This is a genomic window from Massilia paldalensis (assembly GCF_044901715.1).
Lineage (GTDB): Bacteria > Pseudomonadota > Gammaproteobacteria > Burkholderiales > Burkholderiaceae_D > Telluria > Telluria paldalensis.
This window is the reverse complement of record NZ_JBJCIU010000005.1, coordinates 1-20,024: the sequence shown is the minus strand read 5'-3', so window position 1 is coordinate 20,024 and position 20,024 is coordinate 1. Positions and strand designations below refer to the sequence as shown.

Below are 20,024 nucleotides of genomic sequence, written 5' to 3'. Positions count from 1 at the left end.
CGTTCTTAGGCGGCCGTCAGGGCCGGCAGGCGGCGCTGTTCCAGGCGCTGCTGGGCGGCGTCCAGGCGGAAGGTGTCGACCAGGTGCGACAACGCCTGTGCCTGTTCCTGCAGCGAGTCGGCGGCGGCGGCGGCTTCCTCGACCAGGGCGGCGTTCTGCTGGGTGACCTGGTCCATCTGCACGATGGCCTGGTTGATCTGCTCGATGCCCGAGCTCTGCTCTTCGCCGGCGGCCATGATCTCGGCCATGATGTCGGTCACGCGGGCCACGCTCGATACGATGTCGCCCATCGTGGCGCCGGCCTTGTCGACCAGCTGGGCGCCGGTGTCGACGTTGTTCACCGAGGTCGTGATCAGTTCCTTGATTTCCTTGGCGGCGGCGGCCGAGCGCTGCGCCAGGTTGCGCACCTCGCCGGCGACGACGGCGAAGCCGCGGCCCTGTTCGCCCGCACGGGCCGCTTCGACGGCCGCGTTCAGGGCCAGGATATTGGTCTGGAACGCGATGCCGTCGATGACGGCGATGATGTCGACGATCTTCTTCGACGAATCGTTGATCGAACCCATGGTCTGGACCACTTCGCTGACCAGCTGGCCGCCGCGCACGGCCACTTCCGAAGCGCTCAGCGCGAGCTGGTTGGCCTGGCGTGCATTGTCGGCGTTCTGCTTGACGGTAGAGGTCAGTTCTTCCAGCGACGAGGCGGTTTCTTCCAGGCTGCCGGCCTGCTGTTCGGTGCGGCTCGACAGGTTCAGGTTGCCCGCGGCGATCTCGCTGCTGGCGGTGGCGATCGACGAGCTGCTATCGCGCACGCTGCGCACGGTGACGGCCAGCTGGCCCTGCATCTCGGCCAGGCCGTGCAGCAGCTTGCCCATTTCATCCTTGCGGTCGACGTCGATGTGCGCCGACAGGTCGCCCTTGGCGATGGCATCGAAGTGTTCCAGCACGCGGTCCAGCGGGCCCATGATGGCGCGCAGCAGGGTCACGGACGACACGACGATCAGCAGGGCGCCCAGTACGATCGCGGTGATGGCGGCCGTGTGGATGCGGCCCGACAGCTGCTGGCTCGCTTCATAGCTGGCCTTGGCGCCGTCGACCTGGTACTCGTCGAGCTTCGTCGACACGGTATTGAACTCGCCGTAGGCGGCCTGCATCTGCTTCATGAACAGGGCTTCCATCTTGTCCTTGTCCTGGGCGCGGATGGCCTGGGTCAGGTCCTTGAAGCCGTTGATGTAGGCGGCGCGCTTGTCCGCGACGGCCTTGGCCAGCTCGGATTCGCCCGCGTCCTGCGGCAGCGACATGTAGACGCCCCACGACTTGTCGGCATCCTTGATGAAGCCTTCCATGCGGCTGATCGTCTTCTCGATGTCCGGCGAGTCCGGGTGCAGCACGGCACGGTCGAGGTTGAAGCGCGCGCGGCTCAGGAAATTCTTCGATTCGGCCAGGTTGATGATCGACTGCATCTGGTTGGCGTAGGTGTTTTCCAGCGCAGCGCTGGTCGACTTGATACCGTAGATGCCCAGCAGGCCGACGGCGAGGATGATCAGGCCGAGGAGCGCCATGGTGGCGATCAGGCGGAAGCGAAGGGTCAATTTACTGAACATAGCGTCTTTGAAGGTGACAGCGGCGCACGGCCCACTGGTTGAACGATACTTGCTCTCATGTCCATGCTGACTGTTGGTCCGGCACGGGCTAGGTTCGCACTGTATCTGCTTAATTTCCGCACTGCAATATTTTCCGTACTTTTGTTCCGTATCTCGGCCATGCGGGTTGCGTATGTCCAACAAAAAATACGGTCGTGCCCAAAAACGCGATACAAAATCACAACCTCCATGCAAATGGCATAATGACCTTCTGTCATCCTCGTGAAAGCACCGTATTTCATTTTGATGATGGGAAAGGAAACTGCCATGCGCATTCCCGAGCACCTGCGGGCGCCGGCGATCGTCTTCGGCTTGCAGTTCGCGCTGCTGGCCGGATGCGGGCTGGTGTTCGTGCTGCTGGCCCAGCGCTGAGCCCGGGCCGGGCGGCCGGCCCGCAGGATCAGCCGAACAGCACCGACGGCGGCGCGCGGCGGCGCTCGCCCGCGCCGCTGCGCCGGCTGCCGTCCTCGGGGCGCGGCTGGGCGGCAAAGCGTACCCGGCCGTGGAAGCCGGACAGGCGCTCGAGCGAGGCGGCCGCGGACAGCGGCGTGTCCTGGCCGGTGGCTCGGTCGCGGTGCCAGAAGCCGCCGTCGCGGTGGAACAGCAGAGGCAGGTGCGCGGCGCGCGGGAGGCTGGCGCCGGCGCCGCGCTCGGCGTCCGGCTCGACCCCGGGCGCCATCAGCATGAAGGCTTCGGCCGCCCCGCCCGCATCCACGCGGTGCAGCACGACGGCGTGCGCCAGCACGGCGCTGACGACCAGCGTGACCACGCCGCGAATGCTGGCGGTGAGCTCGATGCGCATGCCGGTGCGCAGCAGCACGGGCACATGCTTGCCCGGCCAGACGCCATCCAGCAGCAGGCCGTAGCGCGACACGTCCTCGATTTCGAAACCGTTGCGGCCGGCGCGGATGATGGCGTGGCGTCCCGACAGCCGCCGCGTGAGGCCGTCCGCGCGCGCGCCCCTTTCGTCATGGTGCTGCAGCAGCAGGTCGGCTTCGGCGCCGACCGTTTCATGGCGGCCCAGCACGCATTCGTCCAGCGCGAACAGGCGCAGGTGGCGCTGGAAACCCGCTTCCGGCTCGGCATGCACGATGCAGCCGGCCGAGGCGGGGGCCGGGTGGGCGCGCGCCGTCGGCAGGTCGATCTCGATCAGGTCCTCGTCCCAGGCGATGGTCGGCAGTCCGACGGCGATCTTGCCGCCATCGGCGGGCGCGGCATCGAATGCCAGCCGCGCGATGCCCGCGTTGCGCGCGCTGATGTCGATGTCCATCGGGCCACCGCCGCCCAGGCCGCTGAGCCGCGCGATCGAGCCGTCGTCGGCGCTGATGCGCACGTTCTTGTGGGTCGACAGGAAGGTCTGGTGGATCTCGCCCAGCGAGGCATCCGCGCGCGGCACCAGCAGCACCAGCGTGGCCACCCAGCTACGCGCCGCGCCGGCCGCGCCAGGGGCACGCGCATGCACTTCGACGTCGATGCGGTACTGGCCGTGCTCGCGTCCGCGCGAGGAGAATTCCAGGAACAGGGGGCGCCAGCTGCCGTCCATGCCGCGCGCCAGCGGACGCGGCCCCGCTTCGAGCGGCAACAGGTCCGATTGCAGCAGCAGCGTGACGTTGCCCGGCACGTCCGCCGGCATGCCGCGCAGCTCCAGCCGGATCGCATGGCGTCCCCCGGCCGCGCGCGGATCGAAGCCGCTCACGTGCAAGTGGGGACGCGCCGATGCGGGCGCGGGCGCGGCTGCGGGTGCAGGACGGGCGGGCAGCACGTGGTCCGTGCGGGGACGGATCGCATCGCCCGCGCGCTCCGTGCGCAGGCGGGTCAGCATGTCGAAGCTGGAGCCCAGCGCGCCGGCCGCGCCGGCTGCCTGCGCCGGCTGCGGGTGGCCGTGCGCGCACGCCGCCGCGCCGGGGGCGACCCAGACGGTGCAATGCGGGTGGGCAGGGCTGCTGCAGCGTTTCATGACGGCGTGGACAAGGGACAGCGTAAGGAATGGTTGGTGGGCAAAGCTTACGCGATTCTAGCGCGCCGCGGCGCACGCGGTTCAGCAAATGGCAAGACTTTTTTCCAAAATGCATCATTTACAACGATCAAGCTACCGGGAGTACCGTTTCCTCGGCTGCCGGCGGGCCGGGTACGCGCAGCAGCACGGCCGTGACGTTGTCAGGATGGAAAAACGCAGGGGGATGCGCCTCGTAGGCGTCGAGCAGCGCCGCCAGCAGCGTGGCCGCGTCGGCATGGCCGCCGAGCAGCTGCGGCCACTGCGCCACCCAGCCATAGGGATCGGCGCACGACCACAAGCCGTCGGTCGCCAGCAGGTAGCACGCGCCGGGGCGCAGCGCGATGGTGCGCCGGTCCGCCAGCGGTGCCAGCCAGGCCGGCAGCCCGTCCGGCGCCAGCGCGAACAGGCCATCGTCCAGCCGCGCGGGATCGGCGAAGGCGTTCCCGAGGATGAAGGCTTGCGATAACTGGGGCCGGTGCTCGCCGTGCACCTGCTGCCACCACTGGGCTTCGTCGAGCAGGCCGCCGATGGCGAAGCCCGTCGCCGGCACGTGGTCGATGGTCATCGGGGTGGCGCGCGCGCGGGTGATCTCGTACAGGCGCGAATCGCCCACGTGGTACAGGAGCGGCGCCCCGTCGGCGGGCAGTTCCAGCAGCGTCAGCGTGGTGCCGGGGCGCGGGCCCGGACAATCGGCGAACGCGTGCTGGAGCCGGGCATGCAGCACGTCGAGGTGGCGTTCCAGCGTCGCGCCGTCCCGGCATGGCGGCAGTGCCAGCAGGCCGGCGACGACGGCCTCCGCCGCTTCGCGCCCGTGGCCGTGGCCGCCCATCCCGTCCAGCACGGCCAGGCGCGCATGCCCGGCCGGCCAGCCGGCCAGCGCCTGCCTTTGGAGGTGCTGGCCGTGCAGCCAGGCTGCGTTGCCCGCGTCGTCGATGAGCAGGAAATTGTCCTGGTTTTCCTCGCGCAGCCGGGGCCCGGCGCCACGCCGCGAGCAGGCGGCGACGTCGAGGTCGCCGATGCGCGCGGCGAGGGGAACGATGGGGAATACCGGGTAGGTGGACATGGCGTTACTCTAACCGACAATGCGGGCGCGCCGCCGCGCCGCGCCGTGACCGACGGATTTTTTGCCGGCACGGCGTCCGTTCACCGGCCAGGTCCCTCGTCGGCGCGCCGCAGCCACAGGCTGCTGGCCCAGCCTTCGACCGGTTCGCCGTCCACGCGGGCGCGCACCTGCCACCAGTCGCCGTCCGTCGCGCCCGTCGCCCGTACGATAGTGCCCGCGGCCAGCACGCGCAGGCGCGGCGCGCGGACGCCATTGCTGCTGCGCAGGTTCAGGTCGTCGACGACGCGGTAGCGGACGCCGGCGTTCGGCCGCGTGGGCGGCAGTGCCTCCAGGGCGGGCGCCGGCAGCGGCTCGGCCAGCGCCAGGCCGGGTGCGGCGGTCCCGGGGCCCACCAGCGCGCCGGACACGATGCCGAACAACGTGCCGAGGGCGAGCGTGCCGCCGGCGACGACGGCGAAGGCGCGCAGGTTGGCGCGGCGCCACCAGCCGCGCGGGGTCAGGCGCGCGGCCAGCGCCAGCGTCAGCACGAGGGCGGCGCCGTAGGCGAGGACGGCTGGCAGCCAGGCATTCATGCGTCGAAGCGCAGCACGTAGTGGCCGGCGACCAGGTGGTGCCCGGCGGGCAGGCGGTAGGGCGCGTCCGCCGTCGCGTCGCCGATGGCGGCCACGAACTGCAGCTGCTCGTCCAGGTGGTACAGCGCCTGCGTCGCCGACAGGCGCGCGATGCGCCAGCCGTCGGCGTCCGCCTCGAAACCGAATGCCGTGCGCGAGAGGCCGAGGCGGTCGGCGCTGGACGGCGCGCCGCTGCTCTTCAGGAAGCGCGGCGAATCGAGCACGCGCAGCCCGGCCAGCATGGGCGTGCCGCGGCCGAACACGAAGCGGGCGCCCGCCGCCACGGGCAGCGACGGCGGCTCGGGCAGGCGCAGCAGCGCGCAGTAGCGGTCGGCCATGGCCGGTGCCGGCGCCAGCAGGTCGACGCGGGTGCCGTCGGCGGGGCTGAAGCTGGCCGGCGCGGCGATCCGCTCGCGGCCCGCCGGGGTGATCGCCTGCAGGCCGTCGTGTTCGTCGACTGCGAAGCCGATCAGGGTGTCGGCGCCGGCGGCGGCCGGGGCGAAGGCCTTGTCGAGGCCGATCTCCAGTGCCTGGGCGCCCGTCTCGCGGTAGCGCGACAGGCGCGGCAACGCCAGTGCGGCGAGCGCCACGCGCTGGCGTGCCAGCGGCGCGAAGGTGGCCTCGGAGATCGCTTCGCTCGCGAGCGGCGCGGGCGCGGCGGCCTGGGCGACAGGGACGGCCGTCATCTCCGGCTGGGGTGCGGCGCGCGGCTTCCACACGGCCGGGCGCGCCGACGGCGCGGCGGGACGCGCGGACGCAGCGGCCATCGGGATGGGGCGCTGCGCCGCCGGCGCCGCGGGCACCTGCGCCGCCTGCGCGGGGGTGATCCGCAGCAGCAGGCGCAGCGGCGCGCCGGTGGCGTCGACGGCGCCGCGGCGCGACTTGACGGTGTACCAGCCGGCGGCGGCGTCGTAGCTGCACTCGAACGCATCCTTCGGACGCACCTGCACCTCGAGCGGGCTGCCGGGACCGTCGTTGATCAGCAGGATGGCGCCCTCGGCGCCGAACGGCCAGCCCGGGGCGGCGCAGGTGGCGCCGTGTTCGTCCTGGCCGATCACCGTCAGGCGCTGGTTCGGATAGATGGCGCAGGCGGTCTTCCAGACGGCGCTGTCGCGCGAGACGGCGACCGTGTACTGCACCTGTTCCCCCGGCGCCGGCAGGTAGACGGCGTGGCCGAACTTGACTTCCACCTCGCCCGGCTCCAGGCGCTCGGTGCCGACCACGTGGTAGCGCACGTCGTCGCCGGCGAGCAGGTCGCCGAAATCCTTCTGGTGCAGCGCGGCCAGGCCCTGGGCCAGGTCGCGCGCGCGGGCGCCGCGGGTCAGGTGGCGGTCGTCGTCGACGTCTTCCTGCGGCAACATCAGCGTCACGTGCGAGAAGCAGCGCGTGGCGGCGCGGCCGCGCTGTTCGCGCGGGGCGCGTTCGAGCAGGTCGCGCAGTAGCGGGCGGCGCGAGAACAGGGCGAGGCCGGGCGATTGCCAGATCGCGTCGGCATCGAACACATCGTCGATCCTGCCTAGGACCTGGTGTTGCACGTAGACGGGCATGATTCCTTCTCCTCTAAAGATTGGCTGCTGGCGGCAGCAAAGCCTAGCAGGGGGCAGATGAAAAACAGCAGGTGCGAGCCGCCGGCGGACAGGAAACTCATCGGCTGGCCCATGACGGGAAAGATCGCGAGGTTCGTGCCCCAGGACAGCAGCATGTGGCCGAACAGGAAGGCGGCGCCGCCGGCCAGGAAGAAGCAGCGGAACCGGGCCTGCCACGCCAGGCGGAAGTCGCGCGTGCGGCTGCCCGCCTGCCAGCAGCGCAGCGCCAGGCGCAGCAGGCCGGCCAGCAGCAGCGCCTGCAGCAGCCACAGCGCCAGCGCGGCGGCCAGGCCATGGCGGTTCAGGAAGAAGGACGGCGCGAAATCGTCCTGCACGGCGGGGATGCGCAGGGCGCTGCCGGACGGCGCGGCGCCGCCCAGGCCCAGTACCCCGTCGGCACCCCACCAGCCGCCGTCGCCGATGGCGCGCGCACCCAGCAGCAGCTGCTGGCCCGTATGCGGGTGGCCGGCCGGGTCGAGCCAGACGAGGAAGCGGTCGGCATAGAAATCCCAGCGCGCGATCTCGCCCGGCCCCGCGTCGCGCAGCCCGGCCACGGCCAGCACGCCCAGCAGCGCGCATCCCGCCAGCAGCCCGGCCGCCAGGCGCTGGCGGGTGGCCAGCGCGTGCGCGAACGCCATCGCGCCGCCCCATACGGCCAGCAGCACGAGCGGCGAGAAATCGTCGACCTGGATCACGGCCACGGCCAGCAGCAGCATGAACAGCAGGGCCGGGGCCACCATGCGCCGCAGGCGCCGCCAGGCGCCGCCGGGCAGCGGATGGCCCGCGCAGGCGAGGGCCAGGCAGTGGGCCGACAGCAGCGCCAGCGCGAGCTTGGCGAATTCCACGGGCTGCAGGTCGAACACGCCCGTCTCGCTGCCGAACGCCACCTGCAGCACGAGGCCGGCCAGGGCGAGGCCGGTCAGCAGCAACAAGCCCAGTTCGACGCGCGCCTGGCCAGGCGGCAGCGCCGGGCGCGCCAGACCGGCGAGCAGGCAGGCGCCCGTGCCCAGCGCGGCCAGCGCGCCCGTCTTGCCGGCGTGGCGCAGCCAGGACGAGTCGGCCGCATCCAGGCCCAGTTCGAGCTGGGCGAGCAGGCCGACGGCGAGCAGCAGCACGGCCGCGCCCAGTGCCGGTTCGAAGCGGCGCGGCGCCAGCACGGCCAGCCACAGGGCGCCCCAGGCGGGCAGCAGGGCAATGCCGGCACCGGCCGGCATGCCGGCCCGCTGCAGCCACAGGGAGAGGATGCCGCCCGCGGCCAGCAGCACGCCGCCGGCGGCGCGCAGGGCGGTGCGCGTGGACGCGCCGCGGTCGCGCGCGCGGGGCCGCAACAGGAACACCGCGAGGCCGGCGGCCAGGGCGAGCGCGGCGGCAGCCAGCAGCGGCAGCGTCGCCGCGTCCGGCACGTGCCACAGCGCGCGCTGCGCCCACGTCCAGACGACACCGTCCGGCAGGCGCACGCGCGGCTCGGCATACAGGCCCACGCCGGCGAGCGGCCGCAGGTGCAGCACGTCGCCGTTCGGTTCCACCAGGTAGCGCGTGCGCCCGGCGACGAGCACGTGGCCCGCGTCGGCGTCGAGGCGCAGCGCGCGGCGCGCCAGCAGGTCCGCCCGGCCGCCTTCCTGCAGCAGCAAGGGCGCGGCGTCCGGGCCGCCGGCGGCGGCGAGCAGCAGGACGCCGTGGTCGCGCGCGACGGTGGCGGCCGGGGCGGGCAGGCCGGCGATGGCGATGCGGTTGCCGCAATCGAGGTTGCCGCCGAAAACGAGCGGCCGCGCCATCGTCAGCGCGGCGGGCGCGATGCGGTTCCAGGCCGCGGCCAGCCGCGTGCCGAGACGCTCGCCCGGGCAGCCGGCTTGCGGGGCGCCGTCGCGCCGCAGCAGCGCGCCGTCATAGTCCCAGTGCGCGGCGCCGCGCGAGAACGACATCGCGTTGCCGTCGGCCGCGTCGATGGCGAAGCGGGCCGCGCCGAGCTGGAAGCGCTGGCCGCTGGCCACGGCCACGCTGCCACTGCGCTGCTGGCGCTCGCCGTCGACGAGGCGCAGGGACGTGGCGCCATGGTTGGCGATCCACCAGGCGCCGCCGCCGTCGCGGCGCAGTTGCAACTGGTCGTCGTCTGCCAGCGGCGCCGCCAGCGCGGCGCGGCCCAGCGCCAGCGACGCGTCGCGCGCGAGCGTGACGGTGATCTGGGACGGCATCCAGGCCGAAGGGGCGCGCAGCAGCGCGAGCAGTTGCAGGGCGCAAATGCACAGCAGGACGGCGGCGCAGACGGTGCGCGCCGGGTAGCGCAAGGCGTTCATGCGGCGGCCCTGAGGTTGGGAGCGGCGAGCGCCGCCGTGGCCTGTGCCAGCAGGCGGCTGATCTCGAGCGCGTGGCGCGGCCGCTGTTCCGGGCGCGGCGCCAGCAGCGCGCGCAGCAGGGCCAGCAGGGGCGCACGTGCGGTGTCCGCCGCCTGGCCGGTCGCGTGGGCGAGGAACAGCGCCCCTTCGTCCGGTTCCAGCGGGTCGGCGTGGCCGGCCAGGGCGCGCGCCGCGCCGGGGGCGCCCAGTTCGCGGTAGGCCTGGGCGCAGCGTGCGCACCAGCGCAGCACGGTGCCGGTGACGAGGTAGTAGAGCAGGGCGCCGAGCGCGAAATAGTCGCTGCGCGCGTCCGTCCGGTAGGCCTGGTCGGCCTCCGGCAAGCACTGTTCCGGCGCTTGCCAGCCCGCGGTGCCTGCGTAGGAATGGGCCGCGGCGTCGAGCAGCGGGCGGTTGGTGCCGAAGTCGGCCAGTTTCAGGGCATTGCGGGGCGCGTCCAGCAGCAGGTTCGAGGGCTTGAGGTCGAGGTAGCGCCAGCCGTACTGGTGCACCTTGGCCAGCGCCTGGTTGACCTGGCCGATCCAGTCGAGCGCCTGGACGGCGCCGACGGCGTCGCCCCGTTCGCGCCGTGCCGCCAGGTGAGAAGACAGGTCGCCGTCCAGCAGTTCCAGCGCCATCGCCGGCTCCCCTTCGTGCGTGCCGCTGTCCAGCAAGCGCACGATGTGGCGCCGGTCCCAGGGTTGCAGGCCGCGCAGGAACGCGATCTCGGCGGCGGCGCAGGCGCTCCAGCGCGCGCGCTGGGGCGGCAGGGCGAGTGCCATCTGCTCGCGGTTGACCAGTTTCAGGGCTGCCGGGGTGCCGCTGGCCAGCGACGCGGCTTCCCACACGATGCCGTAGCTGGACCCGGCCAGCGGGGCGCGCAGGCGCCAGGCGTCGCTACCGAGAGTGATGATGTCGCCCGCTTCGAGCATGTCTCCTCCTGTCTGCCGCGGCAGATGCCGCCGCAGGGGCCTAGCGGGGGGAGGGCGAAAAAAAACCGCGCACGGGGCGCGGTTTTTCGTCGGAGTCGGTCCGGATCAGCGGTGATGATCCCAGTGGCCACGGCCGTGGCCACGGTCCCAGCCGCGGTCCCAGCCGCGGCCGCCGCGGTCGATGACGACGACGTCCGGGCGCGCATCATAGTAATAGCGCGGCGACTCGACGTAGACGGGGCGCGGTTCGACGTACACCGGACGCGGTTCCACGTAGACAGGGGCGGGCTGCGCATAGCCCGACGAGTAATAGGTATTCGAATACCCGCGGTCGCGGTAGTAATAATCGTCGTTCGAGCGGATCGAGTTGCCGACCACGGCACCGATCGCGCCGCCGACCAGGGCGCCGTTGCGGCCGTTCGCTGCGCCGCCGATGGCTGCGCCGACCAGGGCGCCCGCTACCGTATTCGCACCGCGGTCCTGAGCCATTGCCGTAGTGGACGAGACGGCGGCCGCGGCCAGGAGTACCGCACCAAAGCATTTTTTATTCAACATGGCTGTTCCTTCTGCCGCAACGGGGATCGAATGATCGTGACGACGCCCGGCATGCAAGTATCATAGACCGGCGTTTTACCCATTCCACGCATTAATACGAATTCTTACATCCACGCCCGAGTTCGTAACAATCGGTATCCGTTTCGTTGCACAGGGCCCGCCCTCCGTCTTTCGATAGGGATGTTGGCTCTTGCACCAGAGACAACCCGCCCCATCTAATTGGCTCGACCAATTTACGCGATCCATTTCCATGGCCCGACGACGCTCCGGTATTTCCCTTCTCGTCATCCTGGCGCTGCTGCATGCCTATATCGGTGTGCGCCTCCTGCCCGCCATGGAGGTCGGCTTGCCCGGCCTGGCGCTGGGCGCCGTGCTGCTGGCCCTGTCGGCCGTACTCGTCCGCATCGGGCTGGTGGCGCCCACGCTGCGGCGCACGCGCTGGTCCGAGCAGGTGGCCTGGGCCGGTTTGCTGGCGATGGGATTCTTTTCCTCGCTGTTCGTGCTGACCCTGCTGCGCGACGTGGCGCTGCTGGCGCAGCACCTGGCGGGTGCCGGAGGGCCCGTCTTTACGCGCGATAGCGCCGTCGGCGTCCCGCTGCTGGCGCTGGCCGTGACGGCCATCGGCTTCGTCAATGCACGCCGGGTGGCGCGCGTGGTCAGGGTCGAAGTGCCCATCGCCGGGCTGCCGGCCGCGTTGAACGGCTACGCGATCGCCCAGATCTCGGACATCCATGTGGGTCCGACGATCCGCCGGCCCTACCTGAACGCCATCGTCACCCGCGTCAATGCCCTGAAGCCGGACGCCATCGCCGTGACGGGCGACCTGGTCGACGGCAGCGTGCAACGGCTGGCGCTGCACACGGAGCCGCTGTCGCGCCTGTCGGCGCCGGACGGCACCTTCTTTGTGACGGGCAACCACGAGTACTATTCGGGCGCCGAACAGTGGATCGCGGAGGTGCGCCGGCTCGGCCTGCGCGTGCTGATGAACGAGCACGTGATCCGGCGCCGCGGCGGCGCCGCCCTCATGATTGCCGGCATTACCGATTATTCGGCCCATTTGTTCAACCCCGCCCACAAGAGCGATCCGCACCTGGCGGCGGCGGGCGCACCGGAGGATGTCGCCGTGCGCATCCTGCTGGCCCACCAGCCGCGCAGCGCGCCGGCGGCCGCGGATGCCGGATTCGACCTGCAATTGTCCGGCCATACGCATGGCGGCCAGTTCTTCCCCTGGAACCTGTTCGTGCCCCTGCAGCAGCCGTTCGTCGCCGGGCTGAACCGGGTGCGCTCGCTATGGGTGTACACGAGCCGCGGTACCGGGTATTGGGGGCCGCCAAAGCGCTTCGGCGCCCCGTCCGAAATCACCTTGGTGAAACTGGTCCCAGCTTAAATTTCAACATTATATTTACGGCAACAAATTTTCCCGCAGTCGAGGCTTATGCGCTATCGTTGGGGTTTTTCCTAGCCCCACTAAAGGATAGTGCGCATGAATCGCCGTACCCGTCTTCCCGTCCTGACCATCCTGGCAGCCAGCCTCATCGCTAGTGCCGCTCACGGGGCGACGCCCGGCAACGACCCGGCCGCGCTCGCCAAGGTGCGCGATACGGCGCTGCAGAGCGACTACGCCTACCAGCGCCTGGAAGATTTGACGGACCTGGTCGGCCCGCGCCTGTCCGGTTCGCCGGGCGCGGCGGCGGCGGTGAAGCAGGTGGCGGACGAGCTGCGCAAGCTGGGTGCCAAGGTGACATTGCAGCCGGTGAAGGTGCCGCACTGGGTGCGCGGCGCCGAAGCGGCCTCGCTGGTCGACTACAAGGGCCGTCCCGAGGGCGTGACGCAAAAGATCGTCCTGGCGGCCCTGGGCGGATCCGGCGCGACGCCGGCCGCCGGCATCACGGCCAGGGTCGTCGTGGTCAGCAGCTTCGACGAGCTGAAGGCCAAGGCGGCCGAGGTCAAGGGCGCTATCGTCCTGTTCGACGTGCCGTTCGACCAGCGCATGGCCGACCGCGGCCTGGCGGGCACGGCCTATGGCCAGGCCGTCGCGTTCCGGGGCGCGGGCCCGCGCATGGCGGCCGAGATGGGCGCGTCCGCGGCGCTGGTGCGCGCCGTCGGCGGCGCGGCCTACCGCATCGTCCACACGGGCGCCACGAACCTGCAGGACGGCGCGCGCATCCCGGCGGCCGCCGTCACCATCGAGGATTCGATGCTGATCGCGCGCCTCGCCAAGCGCGGTCCCGTCACCATGCACCTGACGCTGACCCCGCAGATCCTGCCGGATGCCGACAGTTTTAACGTCATCGCCGACTGGCAGGGCAGCGACAAGGCCGACGAGATCGTGCTCGTGTCCGGCCACCTGGACTCCTGGGACCTGGCGACCGGCGCCAACGACGATGCATCGGGCGTCGTCAGTGCGATGGAAGTCATCAATACGCTGCGCAAGCTCGACTACCGTCCGCGCCGCACCATCCGCGTGGTGGCGTGGATGAACGAGGAAAACGGCGGGCGCGGCGGCGTCGGCTACGATGCCGCCTACCAATCGACGGCCGAAAAGCATTTCGCCGCCTACGAGGACGACAACGGTTCGGGCCGTCCGTTCGGCTTGCGCGCCGGCCTGAGCCAGGCATCGATGAAGCTGCTGGCGCCGCTGCAGGCGGCACTGTACCCGATGGGCGCCGGGGCGCTGCGCCGCGAAGACGTGGTCGGCTCCGGCGACCTGCATGCGCTGGAAAAATCGGGCGTGCCCAGCTTCGAACCGTGGATCGATTCGTCCGACTACTTCAATTACCACCATACGCCGGCGGATACCTTCGACAAGGTCGACCCGGACAACCTGCGCCGCCACGCAGCCGTGATGGCCACCACCGCATGGTTCCTGGCGAATATGGATCAGCCGATCGGCCGCTCCAACATCTATGCGAGCCCGGCCCCGGCTGCCAGTGCCGTCGCGGCCGGTGCCAATGCTGCGGGGAACGCGGGCGGCCCGTCCAAGGCGAAGTAAGGCCTGCGGCCAACGCGACGCGCAGGCCGTTCCCCGAGCCTCGGCGAAGGGCGTGCCGCGTCACGCCCGGGCGGGAAGCGCGGGCGGACGGGATACGCCTGTGACCGGTCTCAGCTGCTGCTGATGCGCCGGATCGCCCGCGCGTGGCCACGGAACGGACGGCCGTAGACGGTCTGGATGCCGCTGGCGAAGTTCTGCCCCCAGACCAGTTGCGGCCGCGTTTCGTGCTGCTCGGACGACCAGTACCAGACGCGATCGAAGGACTCGCGCTGGTTCGCGAACAGCAGGGCCAGCTCGCGCCGGGTCGGCAGCGTGCCGTCCTGCATGCTTGCCCATTCGCTCGCGGCCGGCCAGCTGACGTCCGACGCTTCGTCGGCCAGCAGTACCAGGTGGTAGTCGGGGTCGCCGTTCTTGCCGAGGATGACCCCGGCATAGGCTTCTCCCTCCTTCAGCATTTCTTGGATCCTCAGGTAATCGCCCATCGCGCAGTCCTTTCGTGATGTGTAGCGTTCCTTAAGACCGTGATCGCCGCGCTTGGTTGCGGCACGGGACTCGACATAGCTCATAACGGACAGCGTTGGCGCTGCTTCAAAGCGTACTGCCGGGGCTGCTTCTGGTCATCGATGGTGAATGCCGCTTTCGGCCGAACCGACACGATGGGCCACCGGACAGCCAGCCCGTTTTACGGCGTGCCGGCTGTCGCTGTATCTGGCGCTCGTTCCGTGAAATGTGAAGTGCGCGGGCGCGTCCTCGATGGTCGCCGGGTATCACCAGTTTGCAATTTCATGAATGCAAGTCATTGATCCATCAAGTAATTCTTCGTTGTAATTCATTATCTTCGGAAATATTTCTTCAAGTAAGTTGAACTTTAGAAGTTTCCTTGCCTCAAAGGGGTATCTTTATTTTTGATGCTAGGAAATCTTCCGATGAAAAAACTCGCCACTGTCGCTTCCGACTTCCGCCTGGGTACGCTGCTGTCCTGCAGCGCCGCCGTCCTGCTGACCGCTTGCGGCGGCAGCGCCGACCCCGGCACCGACCAGGCCCAGACCGCCGCCTCTGTCGAAAGCACTGTGACCGCCTCCGTAACCGCCAGCAATGCGCCAAACGCGGCCGATGCCGGCGATGCGTCGGGCGCCGTCGCGAATCCGAACGAGTTCGTCGTCAAGGGCTACGAAGGCGACGCGCAACCGCGCCTGCTGGCCAGCGTCACGTCCGTCGATGCCGCATCCGCCATCACCGGCGCCGATGCGACCGCGCTCGTCACGCAGCTGTATCGCACACTGCTGAACCGCGATCCGGAACAGGCAGGCCTCGCGCACTGGACCCAGGCCCTCGCGAACGGCATGACGGCCGGCCAGCTGGAGGCGTCCATCCGCGGCAGCAACGAATATGCGCGCCTGCACCCGGCTGGCGGCAATACCATGAGCACCCCGGCCACCGCCTATAACTATTACGTGTCGCCGACGGGTTCGGACACGGCGGCCGGCACCAAGGCCGCCCCGTTCAAGACCCTGGCACGCGCCGCCAAGGCCGCCACCAAGGCCGGCACCACGGTCTGGGTCGCCCCGGGCACCTACGCCGGCGGCATCAAGACCACGGCCAACGGCACCGCCTCGGCCCGCATCTACTGGGTCTCGACCACGAAGTGGGGCGCGAAAGTTGTCCCGCCGAGCAGCTCGACCATGGACAGCGCCTGGGACAACCGCGGCAACTACGTCAGCATCGTCGGCTTCGACATCGACGGCAGCAACGGCGGCAGCGGCAAGGCCTGGACCCACGGCATCTATACGGGCGGTTCCTACGGCATGATCGCCGACAACCACATCCACCACCTGGCAACGAAGGTGGCGTGCACCAGCGCCGGCGGTTCGGCGATCGGCGTCGACAGCTACTACCATGGCGTGATGACCGACGTGGTCAGCAACGTGGTGAACGACATCGGCCCGGCCGGCTGCACCTATGTGCAGGGCATTTATTTCAGCACCTCGGGCTCGATCAAGAACAACCTCGTGTACCGCGTGGGCGCGGTGGCGATCCACCTGTGGCACGACGCCAACAACGTGATCATCACCAACAACACGGCGGCCGCATCGAACTTCGGCATGGTCATCGGTGGTGGCGACTTCTATTACACGACGGCCGGCGCGAATAATGTCTTCGTGGCGAACAATATCGTGTACGACAACAAGTACGGCATCTCGGAGCAAGGCACGACCGGCAAGGCCAACCAGTACAAGAACAACCTGGTGGTCAAGAACACCTCGTACAACTTCTCGCTGCGTAATGGCCTGACGCACACAGGTACCGTCAGCTCGGATCCGCTGTTCGCCGGCTATTCGCGCACCGCGGCGACGCCGAACTTCCACCTCTCGAGCAGCTCGCCGGCGATCGGCCGCGGCATCGTGACCAACGCCTATCCGACCGACCTGGACGGCAAGGCGCGCAATGCCTCGACCGGCTACGACATCGGCGCCTACCAGCACTGATCGGCATCGTCCGACGGCAACCAGCCCGCACGCCTCACGGCCTGCGGGCTTTTTTGTGGTCGAACGGAGAATGGCTAGTCGTCGATCGGCGCCGCGATCTGCGGGCCGTTGCTGCCGACCCGGTTGACAGCCGTGCTGACCTTGTACCATTCGAAGCGGTCCGCCGGCACGGCGCTGCGGCGCACCAGTTCCAGCGCCGCCTCCGGCGGCAGGTCCGGATCCAGCCAGAGCTGCGCATCGGCGGCCTCGAGCACGACAGGGCGGCGGTCGTGCAAGTCGAGCATGCCACCCGAGGCATCGTCCGTGACGATGACGAAGCCCGCCTCCGCGCGGTGCTCCTCGAACGTGCCGAAATTAGCCAGCGCGACCATGAACAGTGGGGCGCCATCCTTGCGGTGGATGTGCCAGGGCTGCTTGTGGCCCTTCTCCCCGGTCCACTCGTACCAGCCTTCGGCCGGCACGATGCCGCGGCCCTTCTTGACGAGGCGCGACCAGTAGCGGTTGGCGAGCTTGTCCATGCGTGCATTGATCGAGATGGGCACCTTGCCTTCGGCCCACTTGGCGCGGTAACCCCAGAACACGTCGTCGACGCGCCGCTCGCCCTCCTGCACGTGCATCACGGGGTGATAGCTGCCCGGCGCCGCATTCGTCGTCGGCGCGGATTCGCTGTCGTAGACGGCGTCCAGCCAACCCATCAGCCTGGCGTAATGGCGCGCGGTCTCGCTTTGGTCAAATCGTCCACACATGACACGATGTTAATGCAATCGGCATCGTCGGGTCGTCCGTTACGCCAGCCACGCGGGTCCGGCGACTGACTTCAACACAATCGTGCTGGCAGGCAACGGTCTTTGTAAAGATGTGTCGTCGGCATAGGAGAAAAAGAGGGAATTTGATAAGATGAGTCGCTTAATTTCTTTAGCGCAAGTCTTGCGCCGTCACCTGGCAGCTGATCGCGTCGGCCGCCGCACGCCGTCGAATTGTTGTGAGTGTCTTCCTTCTTCTTCTCGTGACCACTGCGCTGTCCGTGGTCATGCTCATGGTGCTGTTGTCGCTGGCGCGCCATGCGGTGGCCGGCATGCGCGCATGGTCGCTGGCGAACGCGCTGGCGATCGCTGCGCTGCCCTTGTTCGCGGCACGCGGCCACGTGCCGGACCTGCTGTCGTTCGACTTCGCCAACCTCTTGCTGCTGTGTGCGCCCATCCTGATGTACGCGGGCTTTCTGCAGCACCTGGGCAAGCCGGTGCCGGTCCGGCGCCTGGGCGCACTGGTGGTCGTGTCCACGGCGGCGCTGGCCTGGTTCCACTACGTCGTCGACATGACGGCGCTGCGCATCGCGCTGACGTCGCTCTTCCACGGCGTCGTGAATGCCGCGATGGCCTGGGCGCTGCGGCGGTCGGCCCATCATCCTGCGCCCCATCCCAATGCAGCGCGTTATCCGGCCCGCTTCGCCTTCTGGGCAGCGGCCTGGCAGGTGGCCGGCTACGGCGCGCGCTTCGTGCTGTACATGGGCAACCTCGATGCCGACGTGTCGCTGTTCGACGCGTCGGTGCTGAACGTGGCCTTCGTGGCGCTGGGCACGCTGGCCTTGCCGACACTGACGCTGGGCGCCGTCATGATGGCCAATGCCGACATCATCGCCCGCACCACGTACGCGGCCGAACACGACTACCTGACGGGCGCCTGGACGCGGCGCGCGTTTTCCCGCCTGGCCGAGCGCGAACGCGCGCGCATCGGCCGCGGCGGCGGGGCGCCGTCCGTGCTCGTGTTCGACGTCGACCACTTCAAGTCCATCAACGACACCCATGGCCACGCGCTCGGCGACCAGGTACTGGTCGACATCGTCCTGCGGGCCGGCAGCGTGTTGCGCGGCATCGATGCCTGCGCGCGCCTGGGCGGCGAGGAATTCGCCGTCCTGCTGCCGCAGACGGGCCATGCCGACGCGCGCGCCGCCGCCGAGCGCCTGCGTGCGACGCTCGAGGGGGGCGCGGTGCGCGACGCCGTCGGCGGACTGGTCCGCTACACGGTCAGCGTCGGCGTGGCGACGCTGGACGGCGGCGAGCCGATCGCCAGCATGATGGAGCGCGCCGACGCGGCGCTGTACGCGGCCAAGGCCGCAGGCCGCAACCGCGTGTGCTGCGCGCAGGATGGGGCAGGGGCGCCGGCGGGCGGTGCAACCTTGCAAGTTTGACCCTGAATGGCCACGGGCTGTGCTAGAATCGCGGCCGCAGCCCGGATGGTGAAACTGGTAGACACCCGGGACTTAAAATCCCGTGCCGGAAACGGCGTGCCGGTTCGATCCCGGCTCCGGGCACCAGTATTCATGCGGGTTTGAGCAATTCTGGTATCTTGGCTGTAGTTCCGCAAAAAGCTAGTAGTTCCGCAAAATTACCTTGTGGGAGTAACTAGCTTCCCTTTCCGGTGGCGCACATAGTGCTGGGTCATCGTTGGCGTCGAGTGCCCCAGTTGGTCTTGGGCAGCCGCGATGCCGTGCTTCTCTTCCTTGTCCGTAGCGGCTTTTGCGCGTAAGTCGCGGAACTGGAACTGCTTAATCGCTTCCTTCATCTCGGGGTGAGCCGCAATTGCGGCAAGGCGGGCCCGGACCACTGCATGCTTTAGGCTCCAGAGAGAAAGAGGCGTGCCGTCCCGACGGCTAACGAGATACATGCTCGTCACGCTACGGCTCTTAATCCGATCAATTACCTTCGCAAGCTCTCCTTCGATTGCGACTCGCAGCCGCGCGCCAGTCTTGTTCTGTGTAACCCAAAGCGCCCCGTCTTTAATGTCCGACAGCTTGAACTTGAGCACATCTGCCGGCCGTTGAGCTGTTAGATAGGCTAGGTCCATCGCATCCTGGAGAGAGGCCTCCGCCGCGTCGTAGACGACTTTGAATACCTGGTCCTCCACATACGCATCCCGGCCTTTCTCCGTGTACCCTTTGATGCCGGCGCACGGGTTCGCTTTATTTGTGACCCCCTTGGATCGGGCAAAGTTCCAGATGTGCGAGAAAAGCGCCTTTTCGCGATTGGCTCGCACCTTCGCAGTTTGGCCACGCCAGTCCAGGTACTGTCTCACGTGTACTGGCTCGATTTCATCCAACGGCACAGGAGGGTCATCGAAGAACTTCAGCAGGTGTGCGAGCTCTCGTAAATTCGACTCTTGGGTCGAGCGAGCTTTCGTAGGCAAGACCTCTCGCTGATACCGCTCAGCGGCCTGGCGGAACGTCACCAAGTTTCCAGCCTTTTTGGAGCTGGCCGTCAGCTCTGCCCACTTTCGCACCGCTTCGACATAGTCGCTGCCGAGTGGGATCTCCTTCCTCGGCTCCCCAGCCTGCTTGCCGGTGTCAAGGTAGTAGTACGTCCCGTACGGTCGCTCACGTACACGCATCCCTGCGGGCAGGTTGAGATTTTTTGTTGGCTTGCGCCCCATCTTCTTATCCTGTCGTCAGTACTCTTGGCTGCCAAGCCTTTTTCTGTTGCGTTGCCGCGTTGCCGCGCCCCTCGATCGCTGATCTAGTGACGACGGGCCTGCCAATCGCGTTTACGAAAAACGGTATGCCCATGTTTTTCAGGGCTTCAATCTGAAGCTTGACATAGCTGCGGCCGGTCAGGGCCTTGATCTCGTCGCGCTCAAGGAAAGTTCCAGGGCGTTGATCTTGCTGCTCTGTTGCTGCGCTCATGTCTCGTTCCTCGCCTCGGCCCGCACGCCGAACTCCTTCGCCTCTCTGTCTGCTGCATTAGCAGAGAGAGCAGCGCGGGCAATTGCAACGCCAGCAGCGAATGCCTCCGCCTGATCGCAGACAGCGCCGCTGCTGTATAGCCCGTCGCCAATGTAAGTCG

16 protein-coding genes and 1 tRNA gene are annotated in these 20,024 nt (G+C 68.9%); 5 read left to right on the top strand and 12 right to left on the bottom strand.

Translation table 11 applies throughout. From position 1 onward, the window contains the following. Window positions 1-5 precede the first annotated feature (5 nt). From ACI1V7_RS22795 to ACI1V7_RS22760, 8 genes are all read right to left on the bottom strand, one after another. Complete coding sequence (locus ACI1V7_RS22795) at window positions 6-1,598, bottom strand: methyl-accepting chemotaxis protein (protein WP_404534201.1); 1,593 nt, start codon at window positions 1,596-1,598, stop codon at window positions 6-8. Window positions 1,599-2,037: 439 nt separating this feature from the next. Beyond that, on the bottom strand, window positions 2,038-3,594 hold the full coding sequence (locus ACI1V7_RS22790; protein ID WP_404534200.1) for an FHA domain-containing protein: 1,557 nt from the start codon (window positions 3,592-3,594) through the stop codon (window positions 2,038-2,040). A 127-nt stretch (window positions 3,595-3,721) separates the two neighbouring features. Continuing rightward, window positions 3,722-4,696: a PP2C family protein-serine/threonine phosphatase gene (locus tag ACI1V7_RS22785; RefSeq protein WP_404534199.1), complete on the bottom strand. Its 975-nt coding sequence runs from the start codon at window positions 4,694-4,696 to the stop codon at window positions 3,722-3,724. A gap of 80 nt (window positions 4,697-4,776) precedes the next feature. Then, a complete protein-coding gene (locus ACI1V7_RS22780; protein WP_404534198.1) occupies window positions 4,777-5,268 on the bottom strand; it encodes an SH3 domain-containing protein in 492 nt (163 codons plus the stop codon). Then, window positions 5,265-6,854, bottom strand: a complete 1,590-nt coding sequence (locus tag ACI1V7_RS22775; protein ID WP_404534197.1) for a hypothetical protein — start codon at window positions 6,852-6,854, stop codon at window positions 5,265-5,267. The genes ACI1V7_RS22780 and ACI1V7_RS22775 overlap by 4 nt, the downstream gene beginning before the upstream one ends. Continuing rightward, window positions 6,824-9,187: an FtsW/RodA/SpoVE family cell cycle protein gene (locus ACI1V7_RS22770; protein WP_404534196.1), complete on the bottom strand. Its 2,364-nt coding sequence runs from the start codon at window positions 9,185-9,187 to the stop codon at window positions 6,824-6,826. The genes ACI1V7_RS22775 and ACI1V7_RS22770 overlap by 31 nt, the downstream gene beginning before the upstream one ends. After that, window positions 9,184-10,155, bottom strand: coding sequence for a protein kinase domain-containing protein (locus tag ACI1V7_RS22765; RefSeq protein ID WP_404534195.1), 972 nt, complete (start codon window positions 10,153-10,155; stop codon window positions 9,184-9,186). The genes ACI1V7_RS22770 and ACI1V7_RS22765 overlap by 4 nt, the downstream gene beginning before the upstream one ends. Window positions 10,156-10,260: 105 nt before the next feature. Further along, the gene (locus tag ACI1V7_RS22760; protein WP_404534194.1) at window positions 10,261-10,710 is read right to left on the bottom strand and encodes a PXPV repeat protein; all 450 of its coding nucleotides are present in this window, start codon (window positions 10,708-10,710) and stop codon (window positions 10,261-10,263) included. Window positions 10,711-10,960: 250 nt separating this feature from the next. Between ACI1V7_RS22760 and ACI1V7_RS22755 the strand changes: the two genes are divergently transcribed. Further along, the gene (locus ACI1V7_RS22755) at window positions 10,961-12,097 is read left to right on the top strand and encodes a metallophosphoesterase (protein WP_404534193.1); all 1,137 of its coding nucleotides are present in this window, start codon (window positions 10,961-10,963) and stop codon (window positions 12,095-12,097) included. A gap of 96 nt (window positions 12,098-12,193) precedes the next feature. Next, window positions 12,194-13,702, top strand: coding sequence for a M20/M25/M40 family metallo-hydrolase (locus ACI1V7_RS22750; RefSeq protein ID WP_404534192.1), 1,509 nt, complete (start codon window positions 12,194-12,196; stop codon window positions 13,700-13,702). A 110-nt stretch (window positions 13,703-13,812) separates the two neighbouring features. On the opposite strand, the gene ACI1V7_RS22745 is transcribed toward ACI1V7_RS22750, so the two are convergent. Beyond that, on the bottom strand, window positions 13,813-14,157 hold the full coding sequence (locus ACI1V7_RS22745) for an Lcl C-terminal domain-containing protein (RefSeq protein WP_404534191.1): 345 nt from the start codon (window positions 14,155-14,157) through the stop codon (window positions 13,813-13,815). Between the two features lie 471 nt (window positions 14,158-14,628). Here ACI1V7_RS22745 and ACI1V7_RS22740 point away from each other — a divergent pair, with 471 nt between their 5' ends. Continuing rightward, complete coding sequence (locus tag ACI1V7_RS22740; RefSeq protein WP_404534190.1) at window positions 14,629-16,188, top strand: choice-of-anchor Q domain-containing protein; 1,560 nt, start codon at window positions 14,629-14,631, stop codon at window positions 16,186-16,188. A 74-nt stretch (window positions 16,189-16,262) separates the two neighbouring features. Here ACI1V7_RS22740 and ACI1V7_RS22735 read toward each other — a convergent pair whose 3' ends face one another. Beyond that, window positions 16,263-16,934, bottom strand: coding sequence for an SOS response-associated peptidase (locus tag ACI1V7_RS22735; RefSeq protein WP_404534189.1), 672 nt, complete (start codon window positions 16,932-16,934; stop codon window positions 16,263-16,265). Window positions 16,935-17,170: 236 nt separating this feature from the next. Here ACI1V7_RS22735 and ACI1V7_RS22730 point away from each other — a divergent pair, with 236 nt between their 5' ends. Further along, entirely contained in the window at window positions 17,171-18,376 is a 1,206-nt protein-coding gene (locus tag ACI1V7_RS22730) for a GGDEF domain-containing protein (RefSeq protein WP_404534188.1), read from the top strand. A gap of 39 nt (window positions 18,377-18,415) precedes the next feature. Further along, window positions 18,416-18,502, top strand: a tRNA-Leu gene (locus tag ACI1V7_RS22725). 71 nt (window positions 18,503-18,573) lie between these two features. Here the strand turns inward: ACI1V7_RS22725 and ACI1V7_RS22720 are convergent. Together ACI1V7_RS22720 and ACI1V7_RS22715 are read right to left on the bottom strand one after the other, a co-directional pair. Further along, the gene (locus ACI1V7_RS22720) at window positions 18,574-19,614 is read right to left on the bottom strand and encodes a tyrosine-type recombinase/integrase (RefSeq protein WP_404534187.1); all 1,041 of its coding nucleotides are present in this window, start codon (window positions 19,612-19,614) and stop codon (window positions 18,574-18,576) included. Window positions 19,615-19,618: 4 nt separating this feature from the next. Beyond that, window positions 19,619-19,864: a DUF4224 domain-containing protein gene (locus ACI1V7_RS22715; protein WP_404534186.1), complete on the bottom strand. Its 246-nt coding sequence runs from the start codon at window positions 19,862-19,864 to the stop codon at window positions 19,619-19,621. Window positions 19,865-20,024: the final 160 nt, after the last annotated feature.